The organism is Paenibacillus sp. AK121, from assembly GCF_019042715.1.
GTDB classification, from domain to species: Bacteria; Bacillota; Bacilli; order Paenibacillales; family Paenibacillaceae; genus Paenibacillus; species Paenibacillus polymyxa_C.
Genome location: NZ_JAHPJM010000012.1, coordinates 156,952 through 175,895, shown reverse-complemented (window position 1 = coordinate 175,895; position 18,944 = coordinate 156,952). Strand labels below are relative to the sequence as shown.

The following is an 18,944-nucleotide window of genomic DNA, read 5'->3' as shown; positions in this document are numbered from 1 at the left end:
TTTTACAACCCCCTAATTTCCTTTTGTATTATTACACTCTTCTTCGTGTGCTTTACTGCAGTCTACTCTCTAAACGGATTCAAAAAGGTTTTAGGAATGTCGGATTCAAAACGCAGCAACACTCCGGTGACGGGATGTATAAACGACAATACCTTTGCATGCAGACCAAGGCGGCCAATCGACTTGGACTTAGAGCCGTATTTTTTATCCCCAACAATCGGATGACCGATATCCTCCATATGCACGCGAATTTGATTTTTGCGTCCGGTCTCCAAACGTACTTCCAGCAAAGAAAAATGCCGATTGGCCTGAAGCCGCTTGTAATGAGTGACTGCGTGCTGTCCGTCATTCGGATAAGGACTGGAGTACATTTTTAGTGTCTTGCTCTCTTTCAGCCATGAGGTGATTGTGCCTGCTTCTTTTTTTACCTGTCCTTCTACGAGAGCAATGTATGTTCGTTCATACACAACTTCCTTCCACGCTTGTTGCATTTCCTGCTGTATGGCTTCGCTTTTCGCAAACATCATCACTCCTGATGTATCACGATCCAAACGATGCAGTACAAAAATACGGTTGTACGGATGCTCGCGTCGTACGTGGGCTGTAAGCTGGCGATATGCTGTGACTTCCTGCTCCTGCGCAGAAGCGACAGAAAGCAACCCGGCATCTTTATGGATAACGATAATAGCTTCGTCCTCATGCAAAATACGCAGCCCGGTTAGCGGCACCACAGGAGCTACCTTTTCCTTGGAGAGCGCGACAGTCTGTCCTTGCTCCAGCGGAAAATTATGCACAGTACGAGGAATACCATTGACGGAAACTTGTCCACGCGCCAATGCTGATTTAATGGAATTACGGCCCATGCCAGTCACATGCTCAACTAAAAAGCTCAATAGCTCGGCAGGCTCCTGAACGATGTATGTTTTGGCAGGTGCTTTATCCAAAGTATGGGTTTTCCGTTGAGCTTCCGGTCTATAGGAGCCAGATTTTCCGGCGGGTTTGTGGTTGCGTTTGGAATGGCTTGAGTTTGAGGTTGATTTTGTATGATTTTTCCTTTGAGGTTTCCGATTATTCATGGGTTCTTTCTCCTTCTTGGAGCCGTATCTCTTCATAGTTATGGACCATTTGCGGCACCGTGTCCACTATATCATGAGAAAACAGCGAATGCCATAAGAGACTAAAACCCGATGGACAGACTTCCAGCGGTTGAACATTACCCTTAACCCCGGTAAACTAAAGGTAACGAAAGAAAAGCCGATATGCGTCGAGGACGCTAGAAATATGAGGAGTTTTGAAACTATGAGTGTACAAGCACCAACATTGGAACGGGCGCAGGACTTGCTGCAAAAATTTTATGGCTATCCCGATTTCCGGGAGGGACAAAAGAAAATTGTGGCCAGTATGCTGGAAGGCAACGACACGTTGGGCATCATGCCAACAGGTGGCGGAAAATCGATATGCTACCAGATTCCCGCGTTGTTGCATGAGGGGCTGACCATTGTTGTGTCACCACTGATCTCGTTAATGAAAGACCAGGTGGATGCGCTGACCACGATGGGGATTGCAGCTGCCTACATTAATAGCACGTTGAGCGGTCGAGAAGTCAACGACCGTATCCGCGCTGCACGGAACGGAGATTTGAAGTTGCTGTATGTCGCCCCTGAACGACTGGAACTGGATTGGTTCCGTGATGAGATGGCTCAGTTACCGATTTCCTGCGTTGCGGTAGATGAGGCTCACTGTGTATCCCAGTGGGGTCATGATTTTCGTACCAGCTATCTGGCGGTGGCTCCATTCGTGGACGGGCTGTATGAACGTCCAATCGTAGCTGCGTTTACGGCAACGGCTACACCGCAGGTTATGGATGATATCGTACGCCTGCTTCGTCTGCGTTCACCGGAAACGTTCGTTACCGGTCTTGGAAGGCCGAATTTGGCATTTAGTGTGCTGCGTGGGGAGGACAAACGTAGCTTTTTGCTAAATTATGCCCGTGAACATGAGGGTGAATCGGGCATTATTTATGCGGCGACACGTAAGGATGTGGATGATTTATATCAACGCCTGCGCGACGCTGGCATGGCAGCAGGACGTTATCATGCAGGAATGACTGATCAGGAACGTGCAGATAGCCAAGAAGGGTTTCTATACGATGATATCCGTGTCATTGTCGCAACCAATGCCTTTGGTATGGGGATAGATAAATCAAACGTACGTTATGTCATTCATTACAATATGCCTAAAAATATGGAGGCGTATGTACAAGAAGCAGGTCGCGCAGGACGTGATGGCGACCCATCTCAATGTATTTTGCTGTTCGGACCGCAAGATATTGTGACCCAGAAGTTCCTGATTGAGCAAAATCCACAGGATGAAGACCGCAAGCGTAACGACTACCGTAAGCTCCAACAGATGGTTGACTATTGTTACACGACTCGCTGCCTACGTTCAGCACAGCTGGAGTATTTCGGAGAAGCGCAGGAGCATGAAGCCTGCGGCATATGCAGTTCATGTACAGATGAGCGGGAACTGGTGGATATGACCATAGATGCGCAAAAGATTTTTTCGTGCATTCATCGAATGCGGGAACGGTATGGGGTTTCAATGGTGGCCTCGGTGTTGAAAGGCTCGCGCAACAAAAAGGTGCTGCAGTATGGTTTTGACAGCCTGCCAACCTATGGTGTGATGGGCAACCGAACGGAAAAAGAAATTGCTGAAATTATCAATGTTCTTGTTTCGGAAGGCTATCTGATGCTATCCGAGGGGCAATATCCGGTCGTACGCTTGCAACAGCTTGCTGCTGAAGTACTGAGAGGTCAGCGCGAAGTCATGCAGCGTGTGGTCCGGCATGCCACTGCTTTTGCAGGTGGAGCGGGATCGCGTGGACGAAAGGGACGCGATACCTACCCTGCCGCGGTCAACGAAACTGTGTTCGAGCAATTGCGCTTGATCCGCCGCGATCTGGCCGCTCAGGAGCATGTACCGTCTTATATCATCTTCAATGATGCCACGCTGCGAGAGATGAGCGTAGCGAGTCCGCAATCCGAGGCAGACATGCTGCGGATCAAGGGTGTTGGTGAAGTGAAGTTCCGCAAGTATGGCAAGCCGTTTCTTGATTTCTTTCAAAATCAGGGGAATACCGGCGGAATGGTGAGCGAGGATGAGATTTTTGTAGATGATGTGTACGAGGATTTTGAATAGCTATACTAAGGATGTAAGAGTCCATGCAAACTTATAGAAGGTTGTGACCTATGAAAGTCATTTTATCAACGTTAAACGCAAAATATATTCATACCTCGCTGGCCATCCGATGCCTCAAAGCCTACAGTGAAAAGGATTTTGATATCGAGCTGGCGGAGTATACGATTAAGGATCCGGTGATGAACATCGTATCCGATCTGTTTCAACGAGGGGCAGATGTCATCGGTTTTTCCTGTTATATTTGGAACATTGAAGAGACGATTAAAGTCATTGATGTGTTGAAAAAGATTATGCCCGAGGTCAAGATTGTTTTGGGTGGCCCGGAGGTATCTTACGATACAGAGCACTGGATGAAGCGCTTGACGAATGTGGATTTTATCGTTGTTGGTGAGGGAGAGGAAACTTTCCATCAACTGCTGCAGGAGCTGGAAGGGGATCGCAAGTTCCATTTTGTATATGGACTGGCTTACCGTAAGGGAGAAGAGGTCATTATCATGCCAGGTCGTCCAAAAGCGGACTTGAACGAGCTGCCGTCACCATATCGTTTTGCAGAGGATATCCCAGAACTCGGGAAACGGGTTGTCTATTTTGAAACGAGCCGGGGCTGTCCGTTCAGTTGCCAATTTTGTCTGTCCAGCATTGAGGTCGGGGTGCGTTATTACGATATCGAGCGCACCAAGTCGGATATTCTGTATCTGATTGACAATGGGGCTAAATTGATTAAATTTGTGGACCGAACCTTTAATATTAAACGTGATTATGCGCTGGAAATGTTCAAGTTTTTGATTGAAAATCACCGTGGCTGTGTCTTCCAGTTTGAGATTACGGCAGATATTATGCGTCCCGAGGTATTGGATTATTTGGCGGAGAACGCGCCACCGGGGGTATTTCGCTTTGAGATCGGTGTCCAGTCAACGAATGATCCCACCAATGAACTGGTTAAGCGCCGCCAGAACTTCACCAAGCTTTCCCGGACTGTTACAAAGGTCAAGCAAAGCGGGAAAATCGACCAGCATCTGGATCTGATCGCCGGATTGCCATTGGAGGACTACAACACATTCCGTAAAACGTTTAATGACGTTTTTGCGCTTGGACCGGAAGAGCTTCAACTGGGCTTCCTCAAAATGCTGCGTGGTACTGGTCTGCGCATTGATGCCGATAAGTATAACTATACGTATATGGATGTTGCGCCGTATGAAATGTTGAGCAATGACGTCCTTTCCTTTGCCGATATCGTACGGCTCAAACGCTTGGAAGATGTATTGGAAAAATACTGGAACTCTCATCGTATGGACCATACGGTGAACTACCTGATCGAACGTGAATTCTCGTCCGCCTTTGATTTCTTTCAGGAATTCGGAGACTACTGGGAAGGACAGGGATGGCAAAAAATTGGACATCAGCTCGAAGACTTGTTTACGCGTCTCCAGTCCTTTTTGGAATCGCGGGGAACCAAGCGAATGGATATGGTGCTTGGGCTGATGAAGCTTGATTATTTCCTCAACCATAAATATAAGCCGCGCAAAATCTGGTGGGAGCATACTTTGGAGAAGGACGATTGGTCCAGCTATATGAAAATGGCTCTTCAGCACCCGGATGCGCTGCTGTCCCCTGCGGCGGCAGATGTGAGCAAGGAGAATACGGGTGAGACGGATTTGGCTAGTCAACAGCCGCAGCCATACCGCGAGACGATCCCAGCCTTTGCTTCTTTGAAGCTGGGTGAAAAGGAACTGCAAAAGCACGCTGTGCTGGATGTGCTGCCGTTCAGTCTGGATCATATCCTGAGTGGTGGTAGCCCATTAACAGCCGAAGGCCGCACATTGCTGCTTGTAGTCTATCAGCAAAACGGACAGCAAAAACCGCTGTACTACACCATGCCCATCGGCAAAAATATCGCCGCTATGTAGTATAAACAACAGAAGGCATCAACTCTTGGTATACCATGAGTCGATGTCTTCTTTTTTTATTATAAAAACATAGCTGACCACTTCAATTTTTTACATTCGGGAAACCTAGTGCTTTACGATTTTTTACAAAACCAATATATGATGAAATTATCATATATGAATATTAAATTTATTGGAGTGTGACCTTGTGAAAAAGCCTTCCATGAAAAAGAGTATCCTTGCGTTAAGTGCTGTGACCGTTTTGACTGTACCCTTATTATCTGCTGATATCCCTACAGCTTTTGCAGCCGCGACTTCTCCGAAGTCCACTGTTGCAGAGTCCAAGGCACAGAAGGCTGTATCAGCTAAAGCGGATACTCCTAAAAACGTCATTCTTTTTATCGGTGATGGTATGGGGGAAGCCAGTCGCAACGCGATTCGCTTAGCAACGGTTGGAAAATCGGGATTGCTTGAAATGGACAAGATGCCTATAACGGGTCTGGTTAGTACGAGTTCAGGGGACAACCTAGTTACAGACTCTGCCGCTGCTGCGACTGCCATTGCAACAGGTGTGAAAACGTATAACGGCGCGATCGGAATGGATTTGAATAAAAAACCAGTGACAACCATTATGGAGCTGGCTAAAAAAGCAGGCATGTCTACAGGAGTGGTGACGACAAGCCAAGTGACAGATGCGACGGGCGCTGCCTTTGGTGCGCATGTTGAGAAGCGCTCCGCGCAAAGCGAGATTGCCAAGCAGTATCTTGAGAAAAGCAAGCTGGATGTGATTCTGGGCGGGGGTGAGGATTTCTGGTACCCTGCAGGAACACCAGGCAAACATCCAGATGCACCGGCAGAAGATCCTGAGGAAGCTAGTAAGGGAACTCAAGGAAATTTGGTGGAACAAGCGAAGAAGTTGGGCTATAGCTATGTGACAGATCAGGCTGAAATGAAAGCAGCCAAAGGCTCTAAACTGCTAGGTCTATTCGCTAATGAAGAAATGTTCCAAGCTCACAACAAACTAGGCAATTCTTACAACCCAACGGTTTCTTTACCGGATATGACAGCGAAAGCGATTGATGTTCTATCCAAAAACAAAAAAGGCTTTTTCCTGATGGTAGAGGAAGAAGGAACTGATGAGATGGCGCATGACAATGAAGGTGAATTAACCATTAAAGCCGGGCAGCAGCTGGATAAGGCTGTAAAAGTAGCTAAGGACTATGCCAAAGCGCATCCAGATACTTTGGTGTTAGTGACGGCAGACCATGAAACAGGCGGTTTGGCCATTGAAGGCGAAGATGCGGAAGATGAATCCGGTGAAGGTGTCTCCAAAGAGGACGGCCCTTTTACCGTAAAAGGTTCTGATGAGAAGTTTTATATCGACTGGACCACAGGAGGACATACATCCGTTGATGTAGCGCTAACTGCAATGGGTCCGGGTTCCTCCCAATTTAGTGGAAATTACCCGAATACGGCTATTCATGACAAGCTGGTTAAGCTGCTTCAATTAAAAAAATAGCTCAGGGTGAAAGCTGCCCATAAAAGGTTTTCCATATTGTCAATATGGTTTTTCTTGTGATAAACTATAGACAATAGGTATATACTTAAAAAAGAGTAAGGATGCTCTAACATCCTCACTCTTTTACAACAGCCGCTTATAAGGGCGGTGGCTGTAGGGTTGGATTAGTAAAATAGACCGCTAACCTTTTCCAGAGGGCGGTCTATTTCTTTTTGTTGAAGGAAACAATCAAGATCACCAACGTTGCAAATTGAATCATCAACATCAGCGTATCTTTAACCTCCACAGGCATCACCTCCTTTGCAGGAGACTAGCCGACCGCCCATCTAAGCCATTCTGTTGTTAGTTTATAGTATATCATATGGATACTATTGCTAAAAAGGACAAAAATGAAAACGCCTGTTCTAGGCGCTTTTTTGTTTTTTCATAAGATATATTTTAAAAGTTGAAAATCATTATGAGTTCTTAACCAGTATAGGTGTTACGTAACTCATTTAAAAATTGCACAGCATCTTTGAATCCCTATAAATATATTTGGTATGATCGAGATGTATTTTGTCGATTTCAGAAATCCGGGGGCGATGGGAAGCACCATCCGTCTGCGTAGTGGCACGACAGGTAACTTTTAAATTTATGAACATGCCGAATAGACTCAACCTTTACTCCTCCGTTGTTTTCTTCCCCCACACAAATTTCATTATAAAAAATATAATTGTCAGCATGATGAGAAGCAATGCCACCTGCAAGCCATAACGATGAATCAATTCTCCTGCTGCTTGTACATGGTCACCAAAGAGACGTCCGAGCAGGAAGAAGATTAGCGTCCAAATCAAGCCCGTTGAATAAGAGAAGAGGGCATAGCGTTTGAAGCTCATTTTATTGATCCCCACAATATAAGGGACAATGTGGCGAACGATTGGCAGCAAGTAGCTGATGCATATCGTGAAGTTTCCATACTTATGTACTAAATTCTCTGAAAAAGTAATATACTTGTCCATTTTTTTCTTTCGGCGCAAACGATCCAAAATGGGTGTACCCAAGCTTCTGCCCAACACATAACCTAAGGATAGGCCTGATACAACCCCAAGATATACAATTAAAAAAGCAGGTAACGGATGAAGTATCCCCATGCTTGTTACGGCCCCGCCAGTCATCACTATAACTTCGTCTGGAATGGGCAGTCCCACAATTCCGAGCCATAGAGAGAAGAATAATGCTGCATAGCCATATTGTTCGATAATGGAAATTAAATATTCAACATCCATTCCCATACTCCTTTCTTAAGCTTTCTTTCGGCATACATAGACGAATGCGGGTGGAACATTCATAGGTACAAACTTGATTTCTTCAATATCAAACCATTCACCTAACTGCTGCTTCATCTGTTTAGAGTATTGAAAGGCAACAAACATTCCTCCATCCCTAAGTGATAGATGAATTTGTTCTACGATTTGATCTCGCATCGCTTGTGGAAAGTTGAAGAATGGCAGCCCGCTGATTATACAGTCGAGCTGTTCAATTTGGGCATTTTTCATAGCAAGCTGAAGCTCACGCGAGTCGGAATAGCACAGATAATTCGGGAATCTTCTTTTTAAACTCTGCTGCATGGTCGGGTCCTTCTCAAAGAGCAGAACTTTGGGATGAATTTTTGTCGTAGACGGAATGTATTGGGTAATTGCGCCTGTTCCAGCCCCGAGCTCAGCCACGGCATGAACTTCACTCCATGGAATGGATTCTATCATATTTTTAGCTAAAAATCTGGAACTGGGTGTTACGCTACCTACATATGCAGGTGAGTACAAAAATTTGAATAGGAACATAAGTCTTTCATGAACCAAATGACTAATACGGATCATACACCTTTCCCTACCTTCAATTTTCAATATACGTTCATTTATTCTCTGCTAAGAGTAACAAATTATCCCTTTACTTGCTCCTGTCTGGAGTAGGGTTCAGTTCCCCGTCCTGCGGAGGGGTCTTTCCTTGACTATGGTCCAGGAAAAAAGAAAAAGAGTACGTATGGGTCAGTCCGTATTCATTCAGTTATCATTCAGCATTCCCTCAGGCTGCCTTCAGTTTTGCTACCGATGAAAGAGAGGTGGGCAGCTAAAAACACTATGTACATTGAGAGGGGATCTACTTTGTCACTATCCATTAACAGGCATCTCATCAAGACTTCGACTTCCTACGATAATTCGAATACGCTGAAGTCAAATGAGAATGGACTAAATAACACGGGGCATACCACACACAAGAAATCTAACGATTCACTCGAATTAAGTGCGGAATTTATGGAATATGCCGGGGGTATGCAGGCTCCACTTCCTACGGAAAACTACAGTTATGACTACAAGTACGACCAGGATACTGTGGCGCTGACTACAGATGAACAGAAAGCGTTGTTGTCAGATTTACAAAATTACTTAACGTCTTCAAGTGCTTTATCTGAAACGAATGAAATCAACAACAGTACGAAAAATCCTTTGGCTGCAGTCAGCGACTTGTTATCCAGGGTGGATCTTTCGACAGCAACAGGTGAGGAAGTATCCAATTTATTCGATAAGATAGCAGAATCCATCCAAAATAATCGCCCTGCGCCGCCTGGAGATGACTCATTCCGACCTGAAGTTGATGGCAGTGGTCTGCCTCCAATGATGCAGGCGATGGGTGGAATTATGCCCCCATTTGCATGGAATATTCAGGCGACCACCAATCAAGAGGATAACACCACTACATCTGAAAAAGAGCTTACGGTAGATGAAAAAAGATCCTTACTGAGTGATTTGCAAAACGTCCTGAGTTCCGAGCTTCTATCCGGCTCCGTATCTGCAGAAACAGGTGAGCAAACAGATCTGATTTCTGCATTGAAAAACGCATGGGGTAACACAGAAGAATCGAATGCAACAGATGAGGAAATATCGGCTTTATTCGATAAAATCGCCAAGATTTTCGAACAATCTGTATCATCTTCGTCATAATCTTTAGGGTGCAATAGCGTATCTTAAAACCGGTTAGCCCACACCTGTAACTCAAACTTAACTTTTAAAAGGGGGATTTTTCTATGAATATTTCAGCGACTTCCAGCAATTCTATATCTATTGCAAGTACTTCATCTTCATCCAGTGCCAACAATACAGCCAGTCTGGAAAAGCAAAAAGCTCAGCTTGAAGCAGAGTACAACAAGGTACAACAAAGCAAAGATAATAAAGATACAAAAGAAACAAAAATGAAGCAGCTTCAGCAGCAAATTAAACAAATTGAAGCCCAGATTGCACAGCAAAGTTCTCAATCCGGCAGCACGTCAACACCAAAAATGGAAAAGTCCGCTCCAAGCAATATGGAAATGACACGCGCCAGCAGCTCGAATGGCAGTGATATTACTGGGGTTGGAAAATCACTGGATATTTCTATCTGATCATCCCATCTCTTCTTCTGTAAGCCTGACGATGATACAAAAGACAGCAGGCTCTCTGTTTCATAGGGAGCCTGCTTTTTTGCGTTTACGTCGGGTTAAAATGAATCATGTGACTAAACTTAGAAAAGTATATACAATAAATAACAGTGGGAAGATGAAAGGTTTCTAACTTTAGTATTTTATAGATTGAATCAGTAGTGTTAGTATACATTCTAAATTGGAGGATTTAAGCCATGACGCTGGAACCTCAAATGAGTCGAAGTAGTAAGGATGAAGCTCGTTTCGTCAGAAACAAGTTGATTGAGTTTAATGCAAAACACGTCCCAGCAGATATTCAAACCCAATATGAAGAGATTAATCTTACGCTGAAAAATGGAGAAGGTCAGTTCATCGGCGGTCTTCTAAGTGTACTATGTTGGAACTGGGTGGAGGTTGATATTTTGTGGGTAGATCAGGTCCATAGAGGGAAGGGCTACGGTTCGCAATTGCTTGGTGAAATCGAACAAATGGCTAGAGATAAAGGATGTAATTTTATACAACTAAATACCTTTTCTTTTCAAGCGCCTGAATTCTATGAGAAACATGGGTATGAAGTAGTCGGTGTCATTGAGGAGGCTCCTAGAGGCTTTAAACACTATTATTATAAGAAAAATATCTACTGAGGACTCCGAATATGCGTGTACAGATCAAGGAAGTAAATAAAGATGAAAAGATCATCATTCGTAGTATTGGCGAGGAAAAGGTATACGGCTACTGGACATCTTTTTGGTGTGAACTGACCTCGGGATATGCGTATGTTGTTCCGTATAAACAAAGCTTGGACAAGTTAATTCCTGGCTGTGTCATTTCGGTTGAAATTTCTCAATCCAGTATAGAAGGGTTCAGAAGACTGAGGCCTACTGAAAAGACAGGCGTTGTTCGCCCACAACCAAAGCTAGGCGACTATTGGATTCAAGGAATGATACAACAAGTGATGCAAGGCGAAGCAGGCGGGATAGAATGTCTGGAGATTGTTGTAGGAGATGCTACGTTTGTTTTAGATTCGGAAGAAATGAATGGTGATATCCACGTTAAAGCAGGCGATGGTGTCTCCTTTGAAATTATAGGTATGCAGTTGTTTGAAGAGGGACTGTGATTGTTCTGATTGGAATACTATAATTAACCAATTACAATATGTCGGTGAGAAAGTTAAAAGCTAGATCATAGAGAATCGTGAATAAAGAAAGGTATGATTGGATTGGCTACAGAAGTGACACACAAAATATATACTATGTGCATGATTCAAGACGGAACCAAGGTATTGCTTATGAATAGACCCAATCGAAAGGGGTTTCCAGGTTATATTGCTCCAGGAGGAAAAGTAGAGTTCCCAGAGAGCATTGTGAACGGAGCCATTCGCGAAGTAAAGGAGGAAACGGGCTTAACGGTTACGGAAATTGTATTTAAAGGAATCGACGAATATTGTGATCCAAATCAAGGGCTGAGATATATGGTCTTTAACTATTTGGCTACAGCAACGGAAGGTGAACTATTAAAGAACCCCCCTGAGGGAGATCTGCTGTGGGTGGATATGAAGGAAGCACTAAATTTGCCGATGCAGGATTGGTTTAAGCGGAGATTCCCATTGTTTTTCGAGCCGGGGACGTTTGAGGTTAGTTCCGTGTGGCTGGCGGAGACGGATGAAACCCTGGAAGCAACGACTAAGAACTATGGGGTGCAGAGATGACGACCATTAGAGATATATGGAGCGCTTAAAGAGGAGGTCGTGAGCGGGATGCAGACTGTAAGATTGGTTGAGCCGGATCGGCGCTGGAAGGATACTTATCTTTCATTTTATGAGGAATGGAAAAAAAGCCAGGAGCAAATGGTGCCTTGGGTGATTTCTATAGAACCGTATGATTTTGAAGGTATGCTGACGTTTTTAAATCAACAGAAAAATGGAATTGGCTTGTCTGAAGGCTGGGTTAAAAGTTCGACATACTGGCTGATGGATGCAGATAACCAGATCGTCGGAGCAGTGAATATCCGTCATGATCTTAACGAGCATCTGTTAAATGCTGGGGGACATATTGGTTATGGTATCCGTCCTTCTGCACGAGGGAACAGGTACGCTGTGACTATGCTGAGTCTGGCATTGGGCAAAGCAAAAGAGTTGGGTGTTTCCAGAGCCCTCGTCGTATGCGACTCCGATAATATCAGTTCCAAAAGAACGATTCTGCGAAACGGCGGAACACCAGACAAGGATTACATAGAGGAAGATGGAAACCGTGTAAACCGGTTTTGGATCGAGCTGTAAGTGAGGGAGGGGAACACAAAAGCTCATGAAAATATGGCCTGAATATGCACAAAATATTATTGTCGGTGTCGTTTTTCAGGGACAATGGAATTGGTATGTGACGGAAAGAGAGTATTGGTTTTTGAATACCGAGATGGAGGAACGGTTTGGTATCGCTATTTTGGATGAGACTACAGCGGGAGCATTTTTGGAACACATCTGTGAATATAAGGTGGCTGCGGGAGAACTCACTACAATGCTCCAGATGCTAGATGATGCAATCCAGCATAAGGATGAAGTGTTGGAATTCTGTCCTGCTTTGTATGTTGATTTTGACCAGAAAGTTCTCTACTCGCTATTTCCAGAGCCAGCTTCTTTCGAACATTATGTCCCGGTGGGGTGGAAAGGGGAATATCAGAACTTTTTGGAAGAGGTCCCTCCTGCTGAACGATATTGGATAATCCACGGAAGTGACTTTTTCAAAAAATACAGCTGAAAAGATGAAGGAGGAAATGAACATATGAATTCTTCCATGCATGAATTTAAGATCATATCCAAGCACAGAATGTACGATCAATACTTGGTTAAGCTGCGGATTAACAAAAGCAATAGCCAGATAACTGTATAAAATGTAGTTCCAAAATCACAAAAACCTCTGTCACAGATATGTTTTTATTTCTTAATTGATATTGATAATTATTATCACTTATAATAGAAGCAGACATATTAAGTTATGATAGGGAGAGTTGCAGAGTGACAGAGTCCTTGGAATTATATGATGTAACGATCATCGGCGGCGGTCCTGCCGGTATGTATACCGCGTTTTACAGTGGAATGAGAGATATGAAAACCAAGCTGATCGAAGCCAAGCATGAGCTAGGCGGACGGATGCGCATATACCCTGAGAAGATGATATGGGATGTTGGAGGCGTTACCCCGATTTTATGTGAAAAGCTGATCGACCAGCTGGAGCAGCAGGCAAAAACGTTCGAGCCTACCATTGTATTGGGGCAACAGATTACGGGTTTGGATCGGCAAGAAGATGGTACGTTCCTGCTGACTTCTGCCACAGGGGAACAGCATTGGACGCGTACGATCGTTCTGGCCGTAGGCTATGGTATTCTCAAAATGGCTAAATTGGAGATTGAAGGCGCTGACCGTTACGAGGTTACAAACCTGCATTATACCGTACAAGAGCTGGAGCCGTTCCGGGACAAGCACGTCCTGATTTCCGGTGGAGGCAACTCGGCGGTAGATTGGGCGAATGAGCTGGAATCTATTGCGGCGAGTGTGACAGTTGTACATCGTCGGGATCATTTTGGCGGACATGAGAAAAATGTAGCCCGTATGAAATCCTCTTCGGTTCGTGTTCTCACACCTTACGCGGTAGGTCAGTTACATAGCAACAACGGAGAGACGATTGAGCAGGTGACGATCAATCATGTAGATACGGGCGAAACAGAGATGCTGAATGTTGATGCAGTTATCGTGAATCATGGTCTAAAATCCGATTTCGGTCCCCTGCGAGATTGGGGGCTGGATATGGGAGAGTGGCATGCCCGCGTGAGCGACAAGCTGGAAACGAATCTACCGGGGATTTTCGCTGCAGGCGATTTTGTCGAGTACGGAAGCAAGCTGTATCTGATTGCAGGTACGTTCACAGACGCCGCCCTTGCCCTCAACAGCGCCAAGCTGTACATTGATCCGACAGCTGACAAAGCGGCATATGTATCTTCTCATAACAGCCGATTCAAGGAAAAAAACCGCGAGCTTGGTGTCGTGGAGTAAGATAAGGGAATCAGTGTTTAATAAAGAACTTCCGTTAACTACAGCTGATGTGGTTGAGGAGGTTCTTTTTTTGCATAGTTAAGGACTTCTCGACCTAAGGTTGGATGCCACACACATATAGAATAAAATGAAGAAAGCCTGTCTTTTTCGGGACTTAAATAGTAGATTTGGAGTAGAAAAGATTAGGAGTGTGAAAAAATGAGCTTACGAGAGGTGTTTGAGCGTCTAGCGATTTATCTGCCTGACGATACGCTGGAAGCTTTACTGATCCATAGTAAGAAGCAGAAAGGGCACAAGGTTCAGCTACGATTACTGAGTGAACAGGAGCTTGCTGAGAGTACTGAGTGGATGGCGCAGATCGAGGTGTTCAAACATATCGTCCCTCTATGGACGGATGATCATTCTAATTATGTAGGCCTGTATGTAGAAGGACCGTTGGCATATAAATTATGTTATATAAATCACGAGGAAACAGATTTGTCACCGATATACCGAAGTGCGGCTTCGTTGATTGCAGAGTTGGAGCAAAACCCGGAGCTCGATTGGGAACAGCTGCATAAGGATTACCCGTCTGACGAGGACATAAGCACCGAACAACTAGCAGAAGATATTCGCTGTATGCATGAATTACAGGCTATACTGGAAAAGGATTCATCTATGGAGGATGACGTGAGGTGTCAGCTTCTTTACAGCTTAATGGCGATTACACCTGTCAGTGAGGTGGATTCATTGCTTTCCTATGTGGATGATGAAGATATGTATGTACAGGAACGGGCATGTATTCTTTTGGGATATCATGGGTATGAACCAGCGACCGAAATATTAAAAGAAGTAGTGAAGCATGGAAGCCCAAATGGGAAGCTGGCAGCCCGTAAGGCGCTCTCGATGATTCGCGCTAAGCAAATGGACAAGCATATAAAAAAATAAACCAACCTCTCACATAGCAAATATGGACGGGATTGAAAGGTGACTTATGAACAGACGAACAGAGCAACAGGAAGCGATAAGAGTAGATATCATTCAAAAGGCAGAGCCGTATGTACAGCAACAGTTGGAGCATGACCACAGTGGTCACGATTGGTGGCATATTGACCGGGTGAGGAAGCTGTCCATTGAAATCGCTGCAAAAGAAGGTGCAGATCCGTTCGTGTGTGAACTGGCAGCACTGCTGCATGATGTAGCGGATGAAAAATTGAATGATTCCAAACAAGCGGGGCTGGATAAAGTTGAGCAGTGGCTGCATCTGCATGTAAACGATCCGGACGTGATCACACACGTAATGACCATTATTGCTACAATGTCCTACAATGGTGGACAAAACCCGCCTATGGAAACGCTGGAAGGTCAGGTTGTACAGGATGCAGATCGGTTGGATGCCCTGGGAGCGATTGGGATTGCAAGAACCTTTATGTATGCAGGCTCAAAGGGCAGTATCATGCATGAACCAGGTCAGGACTATTCACAGTATGAATATCGCGCCGCAGGTAAAAGTGCTATTTACCATTTTTACGAAAAGCTGCTCAAGCTCAAGGATTTAATGAACACCACTTATGCCCGAGAGCTAGCGGAGGTCCGGCATCAATGGATGGAGATGTATTTGGAGCAGTTCTATAGAGAATGGAATGTGAATGATATCCAACAGAACAGGGGAGGCTGATGCTTCCTAATTGCAATGATTCCAGGAGAAGTCAGCTCTCTTTTTAATAAATATTAGAAAAAATATTGCAATACACCGATTTCTCTCCTACTATTGATAATAGTTATCAATGATAATGATAATTATTATCTTTAAATTCAAGTAGGTAGAGGGGAGTCTTTTAGATTATGAAGAAGTTTGCAGTATGGATGTGTACCTTGTTATCGGCAAGTTTGCTGTTGACGGCATGTGGTGAAAAGGTACAGGAGGTGGATAGCTCAGCCCAAAAGAATACCAATGCATCGACACAAACGTCTGTTTCTGACGGAGAAAGTGCCAAGACGATTACATATCTAGATAAGACTTATAAGCTGGCCAAAACGGATCATATTATTATAGCTAGTCTGGAAGCGATGGAAGATGCGGCTGTCCTTGGAGTGAAACCAACTGGGGCGGTTACCTCGGGCGGGAAATTCCCTGAGTTCATGGAGAAAGCAATGGAAGGAGCTACAGACGTTGGTGACCGAATGCAGCCTAGCGCTGAAACGATCCTCAAACTGAAAGCGGATGTAATTCTGGGAAGTTCTAAATTTCGGCCTGCGGTGGCAGATCAGCTAGGTAAGGTCGCTCCAATGATTCCAGTATCCCATATTTCAACGAACTGGGAAGCGAATCTATTAATGTTGGGAGAACTTACGGGCAAAGAGGCGAAAGCGAAAGAGATCCTGAATAAGTACAAGCAAGATGCGGAAGCGGCCCAACAGAAGCTAAAGCCAATATGGGAAAATAAAAAGGTACTCATGGTAAGGATTCGTACAGGCAATTTGTATGTATATCCTGCAGATGTATATTTCAATCCTTCGCTGTATGCTGATCTAGGAGCTAAAGTACCGGAAGAGTTAAATACAGTTAAAGCACAAGAGGCGGTTTCTCTGGAGAAATTGGCTGATATGAACCCGGATTATCTGTTCGTGCAATTCTCTGAAGGAGAGAACAAGGATCAACCGCAGGCGTTGGCAGATTTGGAGAAGAATCCGATTTGGAGCAGCATCAATGCCGTTAAGAATAGGAAAACCTTCGTCAATATTGTAGATCCCAATGCTCAAGGTGGTACTTCATGGAGCAAACTTGCCTTTTTGGAAGCGGTTATGAACCGACTTTCGCAGTAAAGGTAGGAACATGGGAAAAAAGTTGATCTCTCCTTATGTTGTAATCTTCGTCTCTCCCTTATTTATCGTATTAACGCTACTGCTGTCTGTGATGTATGGAGCCAAAACGATAGAATGGGAGACGGTAACTGCTAGCTTTTTTCATTTTGATGCTGGGAATGTGGATCATCAGGTCGTTTTAAACTCGCGTCTGCCCAGAGCGGTCGGCTCTATATTAATCGGTGCTTTTCTTGCGATTTCAGGAGCCATTATGCAAGGAATGACGCGGAACTTCTTGGCTTCACCCTCAATTATGGGCGTGTCGGATGGGGCGGCATTTGTGATCACCTTAATGATGATTCTCGCGCCAAACTCCACTTCGATGGGCCTGATCGGAAGTTCTTTTGCGGGGTCTGCTTTAGGAGTGGCTATTGTGTTTGGTTTAGCCTGGATGATTCCCGGCGGTCTTGCTCCGGTTCGTATGGCCATTTTGGGAACGATCATCGGCACGTTTTTAAGCAGTCTGTCGGCCGTTCTTTCCATTTATTTTAATGTATCGCAAAATGTAAGCTTCTGGTTTAACGCTCGTCTGCATCAGATGGATCCCGATATGATTCAATTGGCAATTCCCTTTGCTCTTGTGGCAATTGTGGGAGCGATGCTGCTGGCCAAGCCAATAACACTATTGTCGCTTGGCGACGACGTGGCCACAGGGCTGGGACAGCGGGCATTACCGGTCAAGCTGGGGGCCATGCTTTGTGTAGCATTGCTGACAGGTGTTTCTGTTGCGCTGGCAGGAAAAATTGCCTTCGTTGGCTTGTTGATTCCGCACATTACCCGATATTTAATCGGTGTAGATTACCGTTGGGTCATTCCATGCTCTGGATTGATCGGTGGTCTTTTTTTGGGCATGTCTGATGTGTTGAGCCGTTTTCTTAATTATCCGTTTGAAACGCCTATTGGTGTGGTTACCTCGGTCATTGGCATCCCTTTCTTTCTGTACTTAATACGTAGAAAAGGAGGGGGAGAGCATGCGTAAAATCAGTGCGAAACGGCTGTGGTTCGTCCTTTCAGGCGGGGCTGCGCTCATTTTAGCAGCCTCCTATGTCAGTCTGACCCATGGAGAGTTCGACATGACCCTACAGGAAGTAATTCAGACCTTGTTCCGTATTCACCCTACTCCGCAGTTGGATTTGGTGATTTTTGATTTTCGGCTACCGCGTATTGTGATTGCGGCCTTGGTCGGCTTAGGTCTGGGGATTGCTGGGGCGGCAGTACAGGGAGTTACACGAAATGGCTTGGCCGATCCCGGCATTTTAGGCATTAACGCAGGGGCGGGGGCAGCCATCGTCATATTTATGTTCTTTTACCAGGGACAAATGGAAACAACCGGCTGGACTGCAGCGCTGGCTATGCCCTTTTTCGGCTTGATTGGAGGTTTGATGGCTGCGCTGCTGATCTATTTATTTGCTTGGAAAGCAGGTCGTCTGGATCCGCAGCGGCTGCTTCTCGTAGGTATCGCGATTGGCTCTGGCTTCGGTTCCTTAAGCTTATATCTGTCGCTGAAAATGAAAGCCTCGGATTTCGAGATGGCGACAGTATGGATGTCGGGCAGTATTTGGAGTGCTGATTGGAAGCTGGTTGCTGCCGTAATTCCATGGCTCGTCATTTTAATTCCTGTTATTTGGCTGAAGTCATATGTTCTGGATCTATTTCAATTGCATGAACATACAGCTAAAAGTCTCGGGGTTGCGACCGAAAAGGAAAAGTCTATTCTTCTGTTGTCCAGCATTGGACTGGTGAGTGCCTGTGTGTCTGTTTCGGGAGGAATAGGCTTTGTAGGATTATTGTCTCCTCATATCGCCAGAAGGCTGGTTGGCCTTCATCATCGTTTTGTGATTCCTGTATGCGGTATGGTCGGTATGGTACTGGTGCTATTATCTGATTTTATTGCCAAAACGGTAGTTGCGCCTGCGGAAATTCCCGTTGGACTGATTATTGCGGTGATCGGGGTCCCATATTTTGTAGTCTTGCTTATGAAAAAAACGGCCTGATTTCATTAGAATTCAGGTTCTACAG

General features: G+C 45.0%; 20 protein-coding genes. 16 read left to right on the top strand and 4 right to left on the bottom strand.

The features are described from left to right. Positions 1–62: 62 nt before the first annotated feature. A complete protein-coding gene (locus KSP24_RS20075; protein WP_216976377.1) occupies positions 63–1,076 on the bottom strand; it encodes an RluA family pseudouridine synthase in 1,014 nt (337 codons plus the stop codon). Between the two features lie 223 nt (positions 1,077–1,299). On the opposite strand from KSP24_RS20075, the gene recQ reads away from it, so the two are divergent. The 3 genes from recQ to KSP24_RS20060 all read left to right on the top strand — a co-directional run bounded on the left by recQ (position 1,300) and on the right by KSP24_RS20060 (position 6,603). Beyond that, positions 1,300–3,198 (top strand): DNA helicase RecQ, encoded by a 1,899-nt coding sequence (gene recQ, locus KSP24_RS20070; protein ID WP_216976375.1) that lies wholly within the window; start codon positions 1,300–1,302, stop codon positions 3,196–3,198. 50 nt (positions 3,199–3,248) lie between these two features. Next, positions 3,249–5,105 carry a B12-binding domain-containing radical SAM protein gene (locus KSP24_RS20065; protein ID WP_216976373.1) on the top strand — a complete coding sequence of 619 codons (1,857 nt, stop codon included), beginning with the start codon at positions 3,249–3,251 and terminating at the stop codon, positions 5,103–5,105. Between the two features lie 187 nt (positions 5,106–5,292). After that, positions 5,293–6,603 (top strand): alkaline phosphatase, encoded by a 1,311-nt coding sequence (locus tag KSP24_RS20060; protein ID WP_025676320.1) that lies wholly within the window; start codon positions 5,293–5,295, stop codon positions 6,601–6,603. Between the two features lie 202 nt (positions 6,604–6,805). On the opposite strand, the gene KSP24_RS25675 is transcribed toward KSP24_RS20060, so the two are convergent. The 3 genes from KSP24_RS25675 to KSP24_RS20050 form a co-directional block, all read right to left on the bottom strand. Beyond that, positions 6,806–6,895 (bottom strand): putative holin-like toxin, encoded by a 90-nt coding sequence (locus KSP24_RS25675; RefSeq protein ID WP_222435348.1) that lies wholly within the window; start codon positions 6,893–6,895, stop codon positions 6,806–6,808. 367 nt (positions 6,896–7,262) lie between these two features. Further along, the gene (locus tag KSP24_RS20055; RefSeq protein WP_013370019.1) at positions 7,263–7,868 is read right to left on the bottom strand and encodes a DedA family protein; all 606 of its coding nucleotides are present in this window, start codon (positions 7,866–7,868) and stop codon (positions 7,263–7,265) included. Positions 7,869–7,883: 15 nt separating this feature from the next. Further along, the gene (locus tag KSP24_RS20050; protein WP_013370020.1) at positions 7,884–8,459 is read right to left on the bottom strand and encodes a class I SAM-dependent methyltransferase; all 576 of its coding nucleotides are present in this window, start codon (positions 8,457–8,459) and stop codon (positions 7,884–7,886) included. Between the two features lie 285 nt (positions 8,460–8,744). On the opposite strand from KSP24_RS20050, the gene KSP24_RS20045 reads away from it, so the two are divergent. The 13 genes from KSP24_RS20045 (at position 8,745) to KSP24_RS19980 (ending at position 18,919) form a co-directional block, all read left to right on the top strand. Further along, complete coding sequence (locus KSP24_RS20045) at positions 8,745–9,581, top strand: hypothetical protein (protein ID WP_216976371.1); 837 nt, start codon at positions 8,745–8,747, stop codon at positions 9,579–9,581. Between the two features lie 83 nt (positions 9,582–9,664). Next, a complete protein-coding gene (locus KSP24_RS20040) occupies positions 9,665–10,018 on the top strand; it encodes a FlxA-like family protein (RefSeq protein ID WP_025676323.1) in 354 nt (117 codons plus the stop codon). Positions 10,019–10,251: 233 nt separating this feature from the next. Next, on the top strand, positions 10,252–10,680 hold the full coding sequence (locus KSP24_RS20035) for a GNAT family N-acetyltransferase (protein WP_216976369.1): 429 nt from the start codon (positions 10,252–10,254) through the stop codon (positions 10,678–10,680). An 11-nt stretch (positions 10,681–10,691) separates the two neighbouring features. Continuing rightward, positions 10,692–11,153 (top strand): hypothetical protein, encoded by a 462-nt coding sequence (locus KSP24_RS20030; RefSeq protein WP_013370024.1) that lies wholly within the window; start codon positions 10,692–10,694, stop codon positions 11,151–11,153. A 93-nt stretch (positions 11,154–11,246) separates the two neighbouring features. Continuing rightward, entirely contained in the window at positions 11,247–11,744 is a 498-nt protein-coding gene (locus KSP24_RS20025; protein ID WP_216976367.1) for an 8-oxo-dGTP diphosphatase, read from the top strand. Between the two features lie 48 nt (positions 11,745–11,792). Continuing rightward, complete coding sequence (locus tag KSP24_RS20020) at positions 11,793–12,314, top strand: GNAT family N-acetyltransferase (RefSeq protein ID WP_216976365.1); 522 nt, start codon at positions 11,793–11,795, stop codon at positions 12,312–12,314. Between the two features lie 25 nt (positions 12,315–12,339). Continuing rightward, positions 12,340–12,789 carry a hypothetical protein gene (locus tag KSP24_RS20015; RefSeq protein WP_216976363.1) on the top strand — a complete coding sequence of 150 codons (450 nt, stop codon included), beginning with the start codon at positions 12,340–12,342 and terminating at the stop codon, positions 12,787–12,789. A 257-nt stretch (positions 12,790–13,046) separates the two neighbouring features. Further along, entirely contained in the window at positions 13,047–14,081 is a 1,035-nt protein-coding gene (locus tag KSP24_RS20005; protein WP_216976361.1) for an NAD(P)/FAD-dependent oxidoreductase, read from the top strand. A gap of 198 nt (positions 14,082–14,279) precedes the next feature. Further along, positions 14,280–15,008 carry a HEAT repeat domain-containing protein gene (locus KSP24_RS20000; RefSeq protein ID WP_216976360.1) on the top strand — a complete coding sequence of 243 codons (729 nt, stop codon included), beginning with the start codon at positions 14,280–14,282 and terminating at the stop codon, positions 15,006–15,008. A 46-nt stretch (positions 15,009–15,054) separates the two neighbouring features. Then, entirely contained in the window at positions 15,055–15,738 is a 684-nt protein-coding gene (locus tag KSP24_RS19995) for an HD domain-containing protein (protein WP_216976358.1), read from the top strand. 167 nt (positions 15,739–15,905) lie between these two features. Continuing rightward, entirely contained in the window at positions 15,906–16,886 is a 981-nt protein-coding gene (locus KSP24_RS19990) for an ABC transporter substrate-binding protein (RefSeq protein ID WP_216976356.1), read from the top strand. 10 nt (positions 16,887–16,896) lie between these two features. Then, on the top strand, positions 16,897–17,904 hold the full coding sequence (locus KSP24_RS19985) for a FecCD family ABC transporter permease (protein WP_216976354.1): 1,008 nt from the start codon (positions 16,897–16,899) through the stop codon (positions 17,902–17,904). Further along, positions 17,897–18,919 carry a FecCD family ABC transporter permease gene (locus KSP24_RS19980; RefSeq protein ID WP_013370034.1) on the top strand — a complete coding sequence of 341 codons (1,023 nt, stop codon included), beginning with the start codon at positions 17,897–17,899 and terminating at the stop codon, positions 18,917–18,919. The genes KSP24_RS19985 and KSP24_RS19980 overlap by 8 nt, the downstream gene beginning before the upstream one ends. Positions 18,920–18,944 lie beyond the last annotated feature (25 nt).